Annotated in this window: 9 protein-coding genes, 1 tRNA gene and 2 pseudogenes; 5 read left to right on the top strand and 7 right to left on the bottom strand. The window is 71.4% G+C overall.

Going from position 1 to position 13,840, the window contains the following annotated elements; all coding sequences use genetic code 11:
• Positions 1 to 256: 256 nt before the first annotated feature.
• The gene (locus MVG78_RS16885; RefSeq protein ID WP_247553599.1) at positions 257 to 1,837 is read right to left on the bottom strand and encodes a tannase/feruloyl esterase family alpha/beta hydrolase; all 1,581 of its coding nucleotides are present in this window, start codon (positions 1,835 to 1,837) and stop codon (positions 257 to 259) included.
• A gap of 333 nt (positions 1,838 to 2,170) precedes the next feature.
• On the opposite strand from MVG78_RS16885, the gene MVG78_RS16880 reads away from it, so the two are divergent.
• Positions 2,171 to 3,112 carry a peptidylprolyl isomerase gene (locus MVG78_RS16880; protein WP_247553597.1) on the top strand — a complete coding sequence of 314 codons (942 nt, stop codon included), beginning with the start codon at positions 2,171 to 2,173 and terminating at the stop codon, positions 3,110 to 3,112.
• Positions 3,113 to 3,188: 76 nt separating this feature from the next.
• Positions 3,189 to 4,423, top strand: a pseudogene (gene argJ, locus MVG78_RS16875) (bifunctional glutamate N-acetyltransferase/amino-acid acetyltransferase ArgJ).
• 45 nt (positions 4,424 to 4,468) lie between these two features.
• Here the strand turns inward: argJ and MVG78_RS16870 are convergent.
• Both MVG78_RS16870 and MVG78_RS16865 read right to left on the bottom strand, forming a co-directional pair.
• Positions 4,469 to 4,708 carry a hypothetical protein gene (locus MVG78_RS16870; protein WP_247553595.1) on the bottom strand — a complete coding sequence of 80 codons (240 nt, stop codon included), beginning with the start codon at positions 4,706 to 4,708 and terminating at the stop codon, positions 4,469 to 4,471.
• Positions 4,709 to 4,804: 96 nt separating this feature from the next.
• The gene (locus tag MVG78_RS16865) at positions 4,805 to 5,788 is read right to left on the bottom strand and encodes a TRAP transporter substrate-binding protein (protein ID WP_247553593.1); all 984 of its coding nucleotides are present in this window, start codon (positions 5,786 to 5,788) and stop codon (positions 4,805 to 4,807) included.
• Positions 5,789 to 6,012: 224 nt separating this feature from the next.
• Between MVG78_RS16865 and MVG78_RS16860 the strand changes: the two genes are divergently transcribed.
• On the top strand, positions 6,013 to 8,661 hold the full coding sequence (locus MVG78_RS16860; protein WP_247553591.1) for a bifunctional diguanylate cyclase/phosphodiesterase: 2,649 nt from the start codon (positions 6,013 to 6,015) through the stop codon (positions 8,659 to 8,661).
• Between the two features lie 70 nt (positions 8,662 to 8,731).
• Here the strand turns inward: MVG78_RS16860 and MVG78_RS16855 are convergent.
• A tRNA-Thr gene (locus MVG78_RS16855) sits at positions 8,732 to 8,806 on the bottom strand.
• A 198-nt stretch (positions 8,807 to 9,004) separates the two neighbouring features.
• On the opposite strand from MVG78_RS16855, the gene MVG78_RS16850 reads away from it, so the two are divergent.
• Both MVG78_RS16850 and MVG78_RS16845 read left to right on the top strand, forming a co-directional pair.
• Positions 9,005 to 9,358, top strand: a complete 354-nt coding sequence (locus MVG78_RS16850) for a hypothetical protein (RefSeq protein ID WP_247553590.1) — start codon at positions 9,005 to 9,007, stop codon at positions 9,356 to 9,358.
• 72 nt (positions 9,359 to 9,430) lie between these two features.
• On the top strand, positions 9,431 to 10,228 hold the full coding sequence (locus MVG78_RS16845; protein WP_247553588.1) for an HpcH/HpaI aldolase family protein: 798 nt from the start codon (positions 9,431 to 9,433) through the stop codon (positions 10,226 to 10,228).
• 19 nt (positions 10,229 to 10,247) lie between these two features.
• Here MVG78_RS16845 and hisD read toward each other — a convergent pair whose 3' ends face one another.
• The 3 genes and pseudogenes from hisD to murA form a co-directional block, all read right to left on the bottom strand.
• Positions 10,248 to 11,537, bottom strand: a complete 1,290-nt coding sequence (hisD, locus tag MVG78_RS16840; RefSeq protein WP_247560483.1) for a histidinol dehydrogenase — start codon at positions 11,535 to 11,537, stop codon at positions 10,248 to 10,250.
• A gap of 230 nt (positions 11,538 to 11,767) precedes the next feature.
• Positions 11,768 to 12,460, bottom strand: a complete 693-nt coding sequence (gene hisG, locus MVG78_RS16835; RefSeq protein WP_247553578.1) for an ATP phosphoribosyltransferase — start codon at positions 12,458 to 12,460, stop codon at positions 11,768 to 11,770.
• Positions 12,461 to 12,545: 85 nt separating this feature from the next.
• Positions 12,546 to 13,804, bottom strand: a pseudogene (murA, locus tag MVG78_RS16830) (UDP-N-acetylglucosamine 1-carboxyvinyltransferase).
• Positions 13,805 to 13,840 lie beyond the last annotated feature (36 nt).

Here is a 13,840-nt window from a genome sequence, read left to right as displayed (position 1 = left end):
GGCAGATAAAGGACTAAAATCCTAAAACGCTAAAACCCTGAAGCGGCACGGAGGGCGGCCTCTCCTGGCCATGGCGATGGAGAGGCGGGCACCCCCGGCCTCGTGCCGCCCGGCCCGGGAAACCAGGCCGGAACCTTCTACCCATCCGGAGGGCGCGCCCATGGACCGGCGCATCCCGGCCCCCGCCCGGTCCCGGCCGCTTCCCACCCTCCTTCCCACCCTCCTTCCCCTGGGTGGGAAACGGCCGGGCCCGCCCTCACGGATCGGCGCAGGTGAAGCTCGCCGCCTCCGTGACCGGCCCCTTGCCGTCATGGCGCGGCACCTGTGGCCAGGGGCAGGCGGGGCGGCTCCAGAGGCGCTGCCCATCCGGAGCGGTCTTGGCGGTGGCCAGTTGCGCCGGCGCCTCGCCGCGCTCGACCCAGGCTTCCAGCGCGCTCAGCGGGTCGAAACCGTTCTGGTCGATGCCCGGCCCGGCATTCGACAGGCCGCAATGGTCGAAGCCCGGCAGCATGAAGAGCCGGGCCGTAGCCCCCATGGCGTCGCGGCCACCGGCGGCGGCGGCGGCCGCCTCGAACCACTGGACCGTCCGCTCCGGCGTCACGATCGCATCCGCCCAGCCGTGATAGACGATCAGCTTCCCGCCCCGGGCGCGGAAGCGGGCGAGGTCGGGCGAGGTGGCGTTGTACAGCGCGCCCATGGCCGCCAGGCGCGGCGGATCGCGGTCGAAATCGAAGGTGAGGGGGTCATAGCCCTCGCCCGGGTCCTCGGCGAAGGCCATGTAGCGGAGGAAGTCCCGGTTGAAGAGCGGATTGAGCGGCGGCGTCGTGGCGGTGCCGGCCAGCCAGACGGGCCAGAAGGGCTCCGAGCCCAGCGGGATGCCGCCGGGATAGAGGGCCTCCCCCCGGCTGTTGCGCGGCGGGGCGTACCAGGCCTTCAGCACCCCGGCCTCGGCCTCGCTCAGGCAGTCCGGCCCGTTCTGCCCGGCGGCGCATTGCAGCTTCGCCGGGTCGAACCCGCAATGGCGCGGGTCGGAGATGAGCCCGTCCTTCAGCCCGTCGGCACCGTCGCAGGCCTCGGCCACGGCCTTCTGCACCAGGGGCGTATGGGCGGGGTCGAAGATCCTCTTGCCATCCGGCCCGGCATTGGCGCGGCTGGTCCAGGCCATGGCGGTGGCGACGAGGCCGGTATAGTCCAGCGCCGGGGAGCCGGCGATGATGCCGTCGAAATCATCCGGGAAGCGCTGCGCCTCCATCAGCGCCTGCCGCCCGCCGGTGGAGCAGCCGGCGAAATAGGACTTCGCGGCGGGGCGCTCATAAAGCGCGTTGACCAGCAGTTTGGAAACGCGCGTCACCTCCGGCACCGCCCGCGTGCCCCAGTCGATCTCCGCCAGCCGGTTGTTCCAGGCCCAGCGCCCATCGGTGGAGCCGGTGCCCCAATGGCCGGAATCCGTGGTCGCGGCGGCATAGCCGCGCCGCAGCCCGTAATTCAGGGCATTGGTGAAGCCGGGCGCATCGGCCAGGACCTTGCCGCAATAGCCGCCGCAGCCGGTCATGTAGAACTTGCCGTTCCAGCCGGAGAGCGGCAGGCGCAGCTCGAAATTGATCGCCGGGCGGACATAGCCCAGCACCCGGCAATGCGCCGGCAGGTCCCCCGCAGCCGGGACGGCGGTGGCGGAAAGCAGGTTGGTATCCTCGATGCGCATCCCCGCCAGGGCGGCACAGCGGGCGGTCTCGCCACCATCCTGGCCGGTTCCGGGACCGGGGGAGGGCGCCTGGGCCGCCGCCGGAAAGCAGCCGGACAAGGCCAGGAACGCCACGGCGAGCACGCTTCCGCCCACGGAGCCGTTCCGTGAGGATGGGCGCCGGCCGGGGCGATCCGGCGGCGATGGATGATGGGCGGCTCCGGAACGGGGGCCGGCATCCGGTCGGGCATGGGTCTTCTCCTCCCTCGGGCGCCCCTGTCCGGGGCGGCTCCAAAACGGAGGATAGGGGAGGAAGCGGGCGCCGTCGGCGGATTCTCGCCCCGCCCGCCGCACCGGCGCGGCGCTGGCCCCGTGTTTCGGCCTGTTGCCCGGCCGGGCTGCGGCGAAAGGTTTCGGTACGGAGGCGTGCCTTGCCGTCCCGCGGCATGCGCGTCATGGTGCCGCGCCCTTTTCGACCGGACTTGTCTGATGCGCTTCCCTGTTCTGATCCTGTCGCTCGGACTGCTGTCCGGACCCCTGGCCCTCCCGCTGGCGGGCGCCGCCCTGGCGCAGACGGCGGCACCCAACCCGGCACCGGGCACGGCCCCGGCGGCGCAGCAGTCCACCGACCCGGTGGTGGCCAAGGTGAATGGCGAGGAGATCCGCCTGAGCGATGTCCGCGACGCGGCGCAGGACCTGCCGGCCGAGGCGCGCAACGCCCCGCCGCAGGTGCTCTTCCCGCTGATCGTGGACCAGCTCATCGCGCAGAAGGCGGTGGCCGCCGCCGCCCGCGCCCAGGGCCTGGAGAAGGACCCCGAGGTGCAGCACCGCATCGCCGTCGCCACGGACCAGGAACTGCAGCAGGCGCTGATCCGCCGCGACGTGGCCCCGTCCCTGACCGACGAGGCGCTGCGCAAGCGCTTCGAGGCCGAGCAGAAGAGCCAGCCCGCCGAGGAGGAGGTGCATGCGCGCCACATCCTCGTCGCCAGCAAGGAGGAGGCGGAGAAGGTCCTGGCCGAGGTGAAGAAGCCGGGGGCGGATTTCAGCGCGATCGCGCAGAAATACTCGACCGACCCCAGCGGCAAGGGCAATGGCGGCGACCTGGGCTTCTTCAAGAAGTCCGACATGGTGCCGGAATTCGCCGAGGCCGCCTTCGCGCTGAAGCCCGGCCAGATCAGCCCGGAGCCGGTGAAGTCCGCCTTCGGCTGGCACATCATCAAGGTCGAGGAACGCCGCGCCGCGCCGCCCAAGACCTTCGAGGAGCAGCGCGCCACCCTGCGCCAGGCGGCCTTCGAGGAGGCGGTGAACGCCGCCCTGGAGAAGTACAAGGCCGGGGCCCAGGTGGAGCGCTTCAACCTCGACGGCACGCCGCAGCGCCAGCCCTCGCCGCTGGACGGCGCCACGCCGCCCGCGCCCGCCCAGAAGCGCTGAACACGGCGCCGAACATGGCGCCGGACAGGCCGCTGAACCGAACCATTGACCTGACGCGTTGAGCTGAGAACACCTTATGGCCAAGGACCTTCCGGTTTCCCCCCTCGCGGTGCCCATGCCCGCCCTGCCGCCCCTCGCGGGCGTCCGCCTCGGCACGGTGGCGGCGGGCATCCGCTACAAGGGGCGAGACGACCTGATGATGATGGTCTTCGCCCCCGGCACCACCGTGGCGGGCGTCTTCACGAAGTCGAAGTGCCCCGGCGCCCCGGTGGACTGGTGCCGCAAGGCCCTGGCCGGCGGCACGGCGCGGGCGGTGGTGGTGAATGCCGGCAACGCCAATGTCTTCACCGGCCGGGCGGGCGAGGAAGCGGCACGGCTTTCCGCCGAGGCGGCGGCGAAGCTGGTCGGCTGCGCGCCCTCCGAGGTCTTCCTGGCCTCCACCGGCGTGATCGGCGAGGTGCTGCCGCACGAGAAGCTGACCGCCGCCCTGCCGGCCCTGCATGACGCCCTCTCGCCGGAAGCCTGGGCGGAGGCGGCACGCGGCATCATGACCACCGACACCTTCCCCAAGGCTGTGACGCGGCAGGCGCGGATCGGCGGCGCGACGGTGACCATCACCGGCATCGCCAAGGGCTCGGGCATGATCGCGCCCGACATGGCGACGATGCTCTGCTTCGTGGCGACGGATGCGAGGATTCCGCCGCCGCGCTGCAATCGGCGCTGAAGGCGGGGGTCGAGACCTCCTTCAACTGCACCACGGTGGACAGCGACACATCCACCTCCGACACGGTGCTTCTCTTCGCCACCGGACAGGCGGAGCATCCCGAGGTTCCGGCGGAGGGCGGCGAGATCCTGGACGGCTTCCGCCAGGCGCTGGCCGGGCTGCTGCACGAACTGGCCCTCCAGGTGGTGCGGGATGGCGAGGGTGCGCAGAAGCTGATCCAGGTGGCGGTGCGCGGCGCGGTCTCCGACGCCTCGGCCAAGGTGGTGGCGCTGGCCATCGCCAACTCGCCGCTGGTGAAGACCGCCATCGCCGGCGAGGACGCGAACTGGGGCCGTATCGTCATGGCCGTCGGCAAGGCGGGCGAACCGGCGGACCGCGACCGGCTTTCCGTGGCGGTCGGCGGCACCTGGATGGCGCGCGAGGGCGGCGTGGTGCCGGGCTATGACGAGGCCCCGGTGGTCGCCCACATGAAGGGGCGCGAGATCGAGATCGAGGTGGATCTCGGCCTGGGCGAGGGCAAGGCCACGGTTTGGACCTGCGATCTCACCCACGGCTATATCGACATCAACGGCTCCTACCGGAGCTGAAACGGCGTCCGGGGCGAGGCTCCTGCCTCTCCCCGGAGACGGGCCTCAGTGCAGCCGGGCGCGCAGGCCGCGGCTGACATTCCGGCTGGCCGGCCGGAAATAATGGCTGCGGGTACGGACCGAGGCGGAGCGCGAACGTCCCGAGTAGGAGCGGACCTCGATCAGCTCTTCCGGGGCCGGCTGTGGCCGGTGCAGGCCGGGGGACTGCGAAGCCCCTGCGGCCGGCGGGCGGAAAAACGACCCGGCGGCGACGAGAATCGCGGCCAGCGCGAGGCGACGGAACATGGAAGTCTCCGGAAACGCAACCCATGGTTGCATTGGCGGAACTTCCCCGCAAGCCTTGGCGCCGGGGCATCCATGAGGGGCCCCGGCTCCTGTCCGTCAGGCTTTGCCGCGATAGGTGCGCAGGATGGCCTCCCCCTCGGGGCCGGCCCGTTGCACCCAGGCGGCCTGAACGGGCGCCGCCGCCGCTTCGAGAGCAGCCCGCAGTGCCGGCGCGGCGGCGATCGTCATCCCATGTGTCCGCATCCGCGCCTCGTTTTCCGCCATGCGGGTCGTGATGGCCTTGAACTGGCGCGCCTCGGTGGCCTTCGCGGCCCTCATCACCGCCGCCTGGCCCGCTTCCGGCAGGCGCTGCAGGGCTGCCGTGTTGCAGAAGGCGAGGCTCAGCGGCCAGGCGTAATCGATGGCGGTGAAATGCGGCAGAACCTCCCAGAGCCGCGCCCCGGCGCCGCCGTCGCCGGAGGAAAGCACCGCATCCATCTCGCCGGATTTCAGCCGGGGCAGGGCATCGGCGAAGGAGATCTGCGATGGCTCCGCGCCCGCCGCCCGCATCACCATGGTCCCGGCCTCGTCATAGGTGCGCACGCGCAGGCCCTTCAGCGACTCGGGACCGGAGGCCGGCTTGCGGGACCACAGCCCGGTGGCGGGCCAGGGCGTGGCGTAGAGCAGGGTGAGGCCGCGTTCCGCGAGCGCCTTCACATAGGCAGGGCGCGCCGCCTCCAGCAGGCGCCGCGTGTCGTCGGCGGAGCCGGTGAGGAAGGGCAGGGCGGAAAGCTGGAAGATCGGCGCCAGGCCCGCCAGCGCCCCGGTGAAGGCATCGGCGGCCTCCGGCTTCCCCTGACCCACGGCGGCCGGCATCCTGGCGGAGCGCAGCCCGTCCGGCGCGTCGAAGGCCGGGCGGACGGCCAGGATGCCATGCGCCTCCTGGTTCACCGTCTCGGCGAAGAAGGCAATGCCCTCGCCCGGCATGGCAGTGGCCGGGTATTCGGTGGCGATGCCCCATTCGGCCGTCTCGGCCCGGGCCGGACGGGCCGCCAGGCCCAGGATCGGCGCCATGGCCATCAGGGCGCGTCGCGTCGTCATGAGATCCGTTTCCCACTCAGGCAGGCCCGCCGCGGAAGCGGGCGGACGCCGTGAATTTGCAAGGTTGTGTTGATAGCAAATTCATCATCTCATGGCTGTAAGCTGCATTCCAGCAGCGCGGCCTCCCGGAAACACCCATGGACCCGTTGACCTCGCGAGGCTTTCAGCAGGATCCACCGGATGCTCCACACAGGTCCGGAGGCGATATGACGGGGAAAGGTGAAATGGCGTCGCGCTTGCCGGACGCCGCGCAACCCGCCGCCGGGGCCAATGTCAGGACCGGCCTCCGGAAAAGGCTCCACTCCGCCGCCAGCCGCTTCGGCGCCGATCTCGGCCTGATCCTGGCGATCCTGCTGCTGTTCTGGGGCGGCATCGCCCTGCACCTGCAACGCGAATACCAGCGCAGCCTGGACGATGCGGCGCGCAACACCGGCAACCTGGCCGGGGCCGCGCAGCAGATCATGGCCCGGACGGTGGAGGCGATCGACCAGCGGCTGCTCTTCATCCGCGAAGCCTACCGGCACGATCCGGCCGGTTTCAGCCTCGACTTCCTGCGCCGGGAACGTGGCTTCCAGCAGGACATGTCGCTGCAGGCCGCGGTGATCGGCCCCTCGGGGCGGCTGTGGCTCAGCAATCTGGGGCCGGTCCAGAACGGGGTGGACCTGTCGGACCGCGCGCATTTCCGGTTCCATCTGGACCCGCAGCACGACGATCTCTTCATCAGCGTGCCGGTGATGGGGCGGGAATCCGGCCGCTGGTCGGTGCAGTTCACCCGCAAGCTGCTGGCGGCGGATGGCAGCTTCGCCGGCGTGGTGGTGATCTCCCTCAATCCCTATTGGCTGACCCAGGTCTATGACACGCTGGATATCGGCCATGGCGCCGTGACCCTGGTCGGGCTCGACGGGATCATCCGGGCAAGGGCGCCGGAGGAGGGCGGCGCGCTCGGCAGCAGCATAGCCGGCAGCGCGCTGATGTCGGATGCGCTGATCCGCCTGCAGGGCACCTTCCGTGGCCGCGGCCCGACCACCGGCACCGAGCAGATGATCGCCTTCCGGCGGGTCGAATCCTTCCCCCTGGTCGTGGCCGTCAGCAACGACATGGCGGAGATCCTGCAAGGCTACGATGCCTATCGGCGCAGCATCCTGTCCTCCGGCGCGGTGCTGACGCTGCTGATCCTGGTGGCGGGTGGGCTGCTGATCCGCCGCAGGCAGCAGCGGGCGCGGTCCCAGCAGGCGCTGTCCGATGCGATCGAGAATATCAGCCAGGGCCTGGTCATGGTGGCGCCGGATGGCCGCATGCCGGTGGTGAACCGCCGTGCCATGAGCCTGCTCGGCGTGCCGGAGGAGCAACGGGCCTCCTTCCTGCGCGGCGGACGGGTCCAGGATGTCATCCCGGAGGACTGCACGCGGAACCAGGAGGAGCCCGCCGGGACGCCGGCGCCGTTCTATCGCTGCACGCGCGCGGATGGCACGGTGCTGGAGGTCCGCAGCCAGGCCCTCGGCAATGGCGGCCTCGTGCGGACCTTCACCGATGTCACGGAGCAGACCCTGTCGGAGCGGCGGGTGCGCTTCATGGCGCATCACGATCCGCTGACCGGCCTGGCCAACCGCACCCTGCTGCATGAGCGCCTCGCTGCGGCGATCGGGGAGGCCGGCGGGCGGGAGGGCCACCTCGTGGTGCTGGCGCTGGACCTCGACCGCTTCAAGGTGGTGAACGACACCTATGGCCACGCGGCGGGCGACGATCTCCTCCGGCAGGTGGCGGCGCGGCTGGGTGAGCTGGTCGGCCCGGACGACACGGTGTCCCGCCTGGGTGGCGACGAGTTCGTGATCCTGTGGCGGGGAGCGGCCTCGCGGGCCGGAGTGGAGCCCCTGGCCCGCCGGATCGTGCGGAGCCTGGTCACGCCCTTCATCCTCGATGGCAACATGGCGCAGGTCGGCACCAGCGTCGGCATCGCCCTCCATCCGCAGGATGGCGCGACGCCGGAAAGCCTGATGCGCAACGCGGACACCGCCTTGTACCGCGCCAAGGCCGAGGGGCGCGGCACGGTGCGCTTCTTCGAGCCCGCCATGGAGGCGGAACTGCGGGAAAGGCGGGAGATGGAGAAGGACCTCCGCCTGGCCCTGCAGGTCGATGCGCTGGAACTGCACTACCAGCCGATCATGACATGCGGGAACGGCGCGATCCGCGGCTTCGAGGCGCTGCTGCGCTGGACGCATCCGGTGCGCGGATCGGTGCCGCCCGCCACCTTCATCCCCGTGGCGGAGGAGAGTGGGCTGATCCTGCCGCTCGGGCGCTGGGTCATGGAGCGGGCCTGCGCCGAGGCCGCCACCTGGCCGGAGCCGTTGCGGCTGGCGGTCAACCTGTCGCCTGCCCAGTTCCGCAGTGGCAACCTGCCGGACATCGTGGACCGGGCGCTGGAGCTTTCGGGCCTGCCGGCCGGGCGGCTGGAGCTGGAGATCACCGAGGGTCTGCTGATCGGCGACGCCGAGGAGGCGCTGAACGCGATCCAGGCCCTGAAGCGCCGGGGCGTGCGGATCGCGCTCGACGATTTCGGTACGGGCTATGCCAGCCTGGGCTACCTCCACCGCTTTCCCTTCGACCGGATCAAGGTGGACCGTTCCTTCGTCCATGCGATCGGCCGGCGGAACGGCGCGCATGCCATCGTGGAGGCGGTGCTTTCCATGAGCAGCAATCTCGGCATGGAGGTGACGGCGGAGGGCGTGGAGACCGAGGAGCAGCTTCGCTTCCTGCAGCACCGTGCCTGCGACGAGGTGCAGGGCTTCCTGCTGGGGCGTCCGATGAGCCGGGAGGCCGTGGCGCAGCTCCTGCGCGCGCATGGGCTACGGGGAGAGCATCTCACGCTGCCCTGACGGGGAAGCCTCGTACAAACGCACGAGGGAACCGATTCCGAAACGGTCTGGGAATGTCAGGGAAAATCCGTGGTGCTGCTGGAGAGATTTGAACTCTCGACCTCTCCCTTACCAAGGGAGTGCTCTACCCCTGAGCTACAGCAGCAATCGCGGGGTGGGCGCTCCTTAGCCGCAGACGGCAGGCAGGGCAAGCCCCGCCCAGGGGCTTGCCCCAGGAAAAGCGGCCATGGCTCCCATGCCCGTGACGAACCGGGGCGCGCGACGGTGCCGAAGATGCTTCAACAGGAACACATCATGAACTAATCTGCGCCGCAGATATCGGCCCGGAAGGGGGAGAGAACCCATGGCTGGGAATCGGCAAGGCGCGCCCCAGGCGCCGGAACGACAGGCCCTGGCGCGGCTCGCGGAACTGGCGGGCAAGGGTGCGGCGCCCGATCGCGTGCGGCGGGAGGTCGAGACCATCGTGGAGGACTGGCGCCGCGGCGTGCTCGGCTATGACGAGCGCGCGGCTCTGCGCGAGCGGCTGGAGGAGATGCACGGGCAACTCGCCGAAGGCGTGGAATCCGTGGAGGAGCAGATGGCCGAGATCGGCCAGGACGAACGCGCCGCGCTGATGGCCGGACGGCGCTCCCTGGCCGCCCTGGTGGCCGCGCGCGATGCGCTGGCGCGGGCCCATAGCGCGCTCCTGCCGGCCTGAGCGGCGATCTGCTCTATTCTGCCATCAGGGCCGGCGAGTCCGGCGCCGGAAAGTGACAGAGGGAGAGCGGCCATGCGGGAGAACAGGGTCAGGACGCTGTGGGGCCGGGGCGAGGCCGTGGTGAATGGCTGGCTCGCCATCCCCAATGTCTTCTCGGCCGAGACCATGGCGCATGCGGGCTGGGATTCCCTTACCATCGACATGCAGCACGGCGTGGTGGATTACGCCGCCGCCGTGTCGATGCTGACGGCGATCTCCACCACGGAGACCACGCCCATGGTGCGCGTGCCCTGGCTCGATCCGGGCATCATCATGAAGATGCTCGATGCCGGCGCCTATGGCGTGATCTGCCCGATGATCAACACGCGCGCGGATGCGGAACTCTTCGTGTCCTCGCTGCGCTATCCGCCGCGCGGCATGCGTTCCTTCGGCCCGATCCGCGCGCTGCTGCACGCCGGGCCGGACTACGCCAGGCACGCGAACGACACGGTCTTCGGCCTGGCGATGATCGAGACGCGGCAGGCGCTCGACAATCTCGACGAGATCCTGTCCGTCGAGGGGCTGGACGCCGTCTATATCGGCCCCGCCGATCTTTCCCTGGCCCTGGGCTGCACGCCGCGCTTCGATCAGGAGGAGAAGCCGGTGGTGGAGGCGCTCGACATGATCCTCGCCAAGGCGAAGGAGCATGGCGTGGTGCCCTGTATCCACAACGGCACGCCGGAATACGCGCTGCGCATGGTGGAGAAGGGCTTCCGCTTCGTCACCGTGGCCTCCGACGCCCGGCTGATGGCGGCGGGGGCGCAGGCGACGATGGCGACGATGCGGGGCGGGCCGAGGCCGAAGGGCCCCGGAACATCGGGGACCTACTGAGCCGGCCCCGGAGCGGTGCCTACTGCCCCAGCCGCATGGCGATGCTGCGGGCATGGGCGCCCAGCCCCTCGGCCTCCGCCAGGGTGACGGCGGCGGGGCCGATGCGGTGCAGCCCGGCCTCGGTGGCGGAGACCCAGGTGGTGCGCTTCAGGAAGTCATAGACGCTGAGGCCGGAGGCGAAGCGGGCGGTGCGGCCGGTGGGCAGCACGTGGTTCGGCCCGGCCACGTAGTCGCCCAGCGCCTCCGGGCACCAGCCGCCGAGGAAGGCGGCACCGGCATGGCGGATGCGGGCGAAGAGTGCCTCCGGCTTCTCCACCAGGATCTCCAGATGCTCCGGCGCCAGCCGGTCGCAGAGCGCCACGCCCTCCTCCCAGTCCCGCACCAGCAGGATGGCGCCATGGGCCTCCCAGGAGGCGCGGGCGATGGCCTCCCGCGGCAGGCTGCGGAGGGCTTCCTCCACGGCGATGGCGACGGCCCCGGCCATGGCTTCGCTGTCGGTGATCAGGATGGCCTGGGCGGCTTCGTCATGCTCGGCCTGGGCCAGCAGGTCGATGGCCACGCGCCCCGGGTCCTGCGCCCCATCGGCCAGCACCACGACCTCCGAGGGCCCGGCGATGGAATCGATGCCAACCCGGCCGAAGACCTGGCGCTTGGCCTCCGCCACATAGGCATTGCCGGGGCCGACGATCTTGTCCACTGGCCGGATCGAGGCGGTGCCCCAGGCCAGGGCGGCCACGGCCTGGGCGCCGCCGATGCGCCAGATCTCGGTGACGCCGGCCCGGTCGGCGGCGGCCAGCACCAGGGGGGAGATCTCCCCATCCGGCGTCGGCACGGTCATCACCACGCGCTCCACCCCCGCGACGCGGGCGGGCAGGGCGTTCATCAGCACCGAGGAGGGATAGGCCGCCTTGCCGCCGGGGACATAGAGGCCCGCCGCGTCCACCGCGTTCCAGCGCATGCCGAGCATGATGCCGTCCTCGGGCAGCACCATGTCCTGCGGCATCTGCGCGGCGTGGAAACGCTCGATCCGCTCCGCCGCCACGTCCAGCGCCGCCAGCAGCTCCGGCCGGCAGCGGGCCTTGGCCTCCGCCACCTCCGCCGCACTGACCCGCAGCGCCCCGATGCCGGAAGGGGTCCAGCGGTCGAAGCGCGCGGTGAGGTCCAGCAGCGCCGCATCGCCTTCCGCCCGCACCCGGGCGATGATCCCGGCCACCGGCCCGTCCACCCGCGCGGTCGTATCCCGCGCCGTGTCGAGCAGGGCGTCGAATTCGGGGCCGAATTGCGGGTCGCGCGTGTCGAGGCGCTTCATGCGGGGCGGGTCCTTCCAGCGTTGCGGCACGTGGCTCACGAGAGGGCTCCGCCCTCTCGCGCTCTCCCGCGAGGAACCTGAGGTTCCCCGACCTCCCATGCGCTGGCTGGCCGCCCCAGGCCAACGCATGGCGGAGTCCGGGGACCTGCGAGGTCTCCGGCGGAGGATGCGGGAGGAGGCGCCTCCCGCGCACCACGCGGGCGACGCCTACAGGCAAAGCCCGCCCGGCTTCAACCCTCCAGCGCGGCCCGCAGCCGGGCGATCCAGGCGCCGATGGCCTCGGGCTCGGTCTTGAGCGCGGTGCGGTTGACGATGAGGCGGGAGGTGACGGGGGCGATGACCTCGGTCTCCACGAGCCCGTTGGCCTTCAGCGTGCCGCCGGTCTGCACCAGGTCCACGATCAGGCGGGACAGGCCCATAGAGGGGGCGAGCTCCATGGCGCCGTTCAGGTGGACGATCTCCGCCTGCACGCCCCGGGCGGCGAAGTGCCGGGCGGCGATGCGGGGATACTTGGTGGCGACGGTGACGGTGCTCCAGCGGCTGGGGTCGTCCGTCGCGGCGCGCTCCACCGGCTCGGCCACGCTGACGCGGCAGGCGCCGATGCGCAGGTCGAGGGGCGCGTAGATCTCCGGGTAGTCGTGCTCCATCAGCACGTCGGCGCCGCAGACGCCGATCTGCGCCGCGCCGAAGGCCACGAAGGTCGCCACGTCGAAGGAGCGGACGCGGATCACGTCCAGCCCCGGATGGTTGGTGGCGAAGCGCAGCTTGCGGCTGGATTCGGAGGAGAAGTCCGGCTCCGGATGCAGCCCGGCCTTCGCCAGCAGCGGCGTCAGCTCCTTCAGGATCCGCCCCTTGGGCAGAGCCATGACGAGCCCGGTCTCGGCATCGCGGAGCGCCGCGGCATCGGGAAGCGGATGGTCCATGGCGGCGCCTATGTCCCAGCCGCCGCCCGGGGCGCAAGCGCCCAAAACGCAGGGGTCGGCCGCGCGGAGGGCGGCCGGCTGCCCGTCAGTCCCGCAGCCGCTCGATCTCGGCCCCCACCGCCGCCAGCTTGGCCTCCACGGCCTCGTAGCCGCGGTCGAGGTGATAGACCCGGCTCACCACCGTCTCCCCCTCGGCAGCCAGCCCCGCCAGGATCAGCGAGACCGAGGCGCGCAGGTCGGTGGCCATGACCGGCGCGCCGGACAGCTTCGGCACGCCGCGCACGATGGCCGAGGAGCCGTGGACGTTGATCCGGGCGCCCATGCGGGTCAGCTCCGGCACGTGCATGAAGCGGTTCTCGAAGATCGTCTCGGTCAGCATCGAGGCGCCGTCGGCCACGCACATCAGCGCCATGGTCTGGGCCTGCATGTCGGTGGCGAAGCCGGGGAAGGGCTCGGTCATCACGTCCACGCCGTGCAGCCCGTTCAGGCGGCGGACATGCAGCCCGCCGGGCTGGTCCTCCAGCACCACCCCGGCCTCCTGCAGCACCTTGGCGCAGGCGCCGAGCTGGAGGACGCTGGCGCCCTCCAGCAGCACCTCGCCGCCGGTGATGGCGGCGGCGCAGGCATAGGTGCCGGCCTCGATCCGGTCGGGGATGATCGGGTGGGTGGCGGCATGCAGGCTGTCCACGCCCTCGACGGTCAGCCGGTCGGTGCCGACGCCCTCGATCCGCGCGCCCATGGCGATCAGGCACTGGGCGAGGTCGCCGATCTCCGGCTCGCGGGCGGCGTTCACCAGCTCGGTGGTGCCCTCGGCGAGCACGGCGGCCATCAGCAGGTTCTCGGTGGCGCCGACGGAGACCTTGGGGAAGACCACCCGGGCGCCCCGGAGCCGGCCCTCGACCCGGGCGTCGATATAGCCGCCGGTCAGGTCGATGCGGGCGCCCAGCGTTTCCAGCGCGCTGAGATGCAGGTCCACCGGCCGGGTGCCGATGGAGCAGCCACCGGGCAGGCTGACCTTGGCGCGGCCGTAGCGGGCCAGGAGCGGCCCCAGCACCAGCACCGAGGCACGCATCTTGCGCACCAGGTCATAGGGTGCCTCCATGTTGGTGGCCTGGCCCGAAAGGCTGATGCGGCGGCGGGCGGTGTCGTGCTCCACCGAAAGGCCGTGCTGCGCCAGCAGCCGGGTCAGGGTGCGGACATCCTCCAGCGCCGGGGCGTTGGTCAGGACCAGCTCCTCCGGCGTCAGCAGCGCCGCCGCCATCAGCGGCAGGGCGGCGTTCTTGGCGCCTCCGATGGGAATGCGGCCGCGCAGGGGCCTGCCCCGCGCACGCGAATACGGTCCATGTGGTAGCCCCCTTTGTTTCCCTACGTCCCGCCGTC

Source organism: Roseomonas gilardii subsp. gilardii, assembly GCF_023078375.1.
Taxonomy (GTDB): Bacteria; Pseudomonadota; Alphaproteobacteria; order Acetobacterales; family Acetobacteraceae; genus Roseomonas; species Roseomonas gilardii.
Note: the sequence above shows the minus strand (reverse complement) of the source record. Positions and strands in the feature narration are given on the sequence as shown.